3 protein-coding genes are annotated in these 2,561 nt (G+C 61.3%); 1 reads left to right on the top strand and 2 read right to left on the bottom strand.

The genetic code is table 11. The annotated features are described in order from the left end of the window. Positions 1–425: 425 nt before the first annotated feature. Positions 426–836, bottom strand: a complete 411-nt coding sequence (locus I71_RS28420; protein WP_042702151.1) for a MucR family transcriptional regulator — start codon at positions 834–836, stop codon at positions 426–428. A 35-nt stretch (positions 837–871) separates the two neighbouring features. Further along, entirely contained in the window at positions 872–1,147 is a 276-nt protein-coding gene (locus I71_RS28425; RefSeq protein ID WP_012974184.1) for an HU family DNA-binding protein, read from the bottom strand. A gap of 436 nt (positions 1,148–1,583) precedes the next feature. Here I71_RS28425 and I71_RS28430 point away from each other — a divergent pair. Beyond that, a partial coding sequence (locus I71_RS28430; RefSeq protein WP_042702156.1) for a TerC family protein occupies positions 1,584–2,561 on the top strand: 978 nt, incomplete at its 3' end.

Genomic DNA, 2,561 nt, shown 5'->3' on the forward strand with positions numbered 1-2,561 from the left:
TCCACCATCACGGGCAGTCTGGAGGAGCTGGCGCTGCTATGACCCCTGACGTTCGGCCAGATGACTTCCGGGCGAATGGTCCTTCCCCAATCGCCGGGCATCGAACGGAGCCCGACGATGCCGTAATACCGCACCTGCGATACGGATCGGAGTGCAGTCCTGCCCTCGATCGATCGGAATAGCGGGAGGCGACCATGCCTCTGCGATGAGGAGGGTGATAGGACCGCCCGTGTCCCCTCGACCATACCGGAACCCTAGATGGGAAGGCCGAGCCGCTTCGCCACCTGGACATTGGTCATAGGACATCGATGGTCGGCGGGGTAGTCTGGTCGAGCCGAGGGGCTGGAGTGCCGGCGGCCATCGGATAAGAGAAAAGGCGCGCCCCGGGGGAACGCGCCTTTTCGATCAATTGCGAGTGGAAGCCGTTATTCGGCCGCCGCGCGCTTGCGGCCAAGCCCGAGCTTGGTCGCCATTTCGGAACGCGCCTTGGCATAGTTCGGAGCGACCATCGGGTATTCCGGCGGCAGGCCCCACTTGGCGCGGTATTCGTCCGGCGTCATGTCGTAGACGGTTTTCAGATGCCGCTTCAGCATCTTCAGCTTCTTTCCGTCTTCCAGGCAGACGATGTACTCCGGCGTGACCGATTTCTTGATCGCGACAGCCGGGACCAGTTCGGCCTTGACCGGGGCCGGCTTGTCGTCGCCCAGGCTGCGGAACGCCACTTGTACGCTGTTGATCAGCGTCGGCAGATCGTGAACTGGAACCGAGTTGTTGCCGACATAGGCGGCAACGACCTTGGCCGTCAGCGATTGCAATTCAGTTTGATCGATGGTCATGGCTGCACTCCCTTCGGGGCGTGGTTGCGGGTGTATCAGCCGTTCACCAGATCGCGCAGCTGCTTGGCCGGCTTGAACTTCGGAGCCTTGGAGGCGGCGATCGCCACGACTTCGCCGGTGCGCGGGTTGCGCCCCTCGCGGGCTGCGCGCTCGGCCACTTCAAAGATGCCGAAACCGGCCAGGCGCACATCTTCGCCGCGGCCCAGCGCGCCGGAGATGCCTTCGAACACGGCCTGAACGACCTTGGCCGCGTCGGCCTTCTTGATGCCGGCGTTGGTGGCGACGGTTTCGATCAGCTCGGCCTGGTTCATGCAAAACTCCATTTGTTCGGTTTGGTTTCGGTTTTTCGGAGTTATTGGCAGAACGGCACCATCCGCACAAGAGCGAACACAGATCAGGCAACCATCGGTGTTTTTCTTGCCCGCCATTCGTTCACCATCTGTGGCGGTCCTGCATCAAGTATCGAGTCCCGATGGCACTGCGGTCCATCGGGCCACAGTTTTCCAGGGCCTCCGTGCCGCCCGGCCGGTGTTGCGGGTGCGACTCGCGAAGGTCTTCGGAAAAAGCAATTCGTCGCTTTTGCTTTTGCCGGAGCCTGCACTGTTTTGCCCGATCTTGAACCCCGTCGGCGCGGCACCATCTGCCAGAGAGTTCGGGTCCGGGCCCCTCTGACGATCGAGGCGTCGGTCGTGATGTCGGAACCGCTTGATCTCACCGCTCACGCAGCGTCATCAAGTGGGTTGTGCGATGGACAGTCTTATTGCACCGGTTTTGTTCGAATTTTTGGGAAAGCCAGTCTGGATTTGGCTGATCTTCGTTGGCATCGTCCTGACCCTTTTGATTCTGGACTTGGGTGTTCTGAACCGGCGGGACCATGTCATCGGCGTCGGAGAAAGCCTGAAGCTCTCCGCTTTCTACATCGCGGTCGCCATGCTGTTCGGCGGCTGGGTCTGGTGGTCGATGGGCGGAGAAGCCGGCTTGCAATACTACACGGGCTTCTTCGTCGAGAAGAGCCTGTCACTTGACAACGTCTTCGTTATATCCCTGATCTTCAGCTATTTCGCGGTTCCACGCGAATTGCAGCACCGGGTGCTGTTCTGGGGCATTCTGGGCGTCATCGTGCTGCGCGGTCTGATGATTGGCGCCGGCGCCGCCCTGGTGTCGGAATTCCACTGGATCCTCTATGTCTTCGGCGCCTTCCTGCTGCTGACCGGCATCAAGATGTTGTTCGCCGCGGATGAGGAGACCGACATCGGCGAGAATCGCGCTCTGAGGTTCCTGAAGCGCCGCATCCGCGTTACCGACCGCTTCCATGGCCATCGTTTCATCGTCAAGGAACCGGTCGGGGATAGCGGCGTGATGCGCTGGACGGCGACTCCGCTGCTGCTGGCGCTGATCATGGTGGAGCTTGCCGACCTGGTCTTCGCGGTGGACAGCGTGCCGGCGATCTTCGCCATCACCACCGACCCCTATCTGGTCTACACCAGCAACATCTTCGCCATCCTTGGCCTGCGCGCCCTCTATTTCGCGCTGGCTGCGATGGTCCACCGCTTCCGCTATCTGAAATATGCGCTGGCGCTGGTGCTGGTGTTCATCGGCGGCAAGATCTTTTACACGCAGATCTTCGGCAAGCCGGACCCGTTGATCGCGCTGGGCGTCACCTTCGCCCTGATCGGCGGCGGCGTGGCGGTTTCNCTGTGGAAGACCAGCGGGAGACAAAGCCGC

The sequence above is a fragment of the Azospirillum sp. B506 genome, assembly GCF_000333595.1.
Classification (GTDB): domain Bacteria; phylum Pseudomonadota; class Alphaproteobacteria; order Azospirillales; family Azospirillaceae; genus Azospirillum.

What these genes read in the sequence shown, in the direction of transcription:
- I71_RS28420 (WP_042702151.1), bottom strand. Translation starts at nt 836, where the DNA reads ATGACCATCGATCAAACTGAATTGCAATCGCTGACGGCCAAGGTCGTT.
- I71_RS28425 (WP_012974184.1), bottom strand. Translation starts at nt 1,147, where the DNA reads ATGAACCAGGCCGAGCTGATCGAAACCGTCGCCACCAACGCCGGCATC.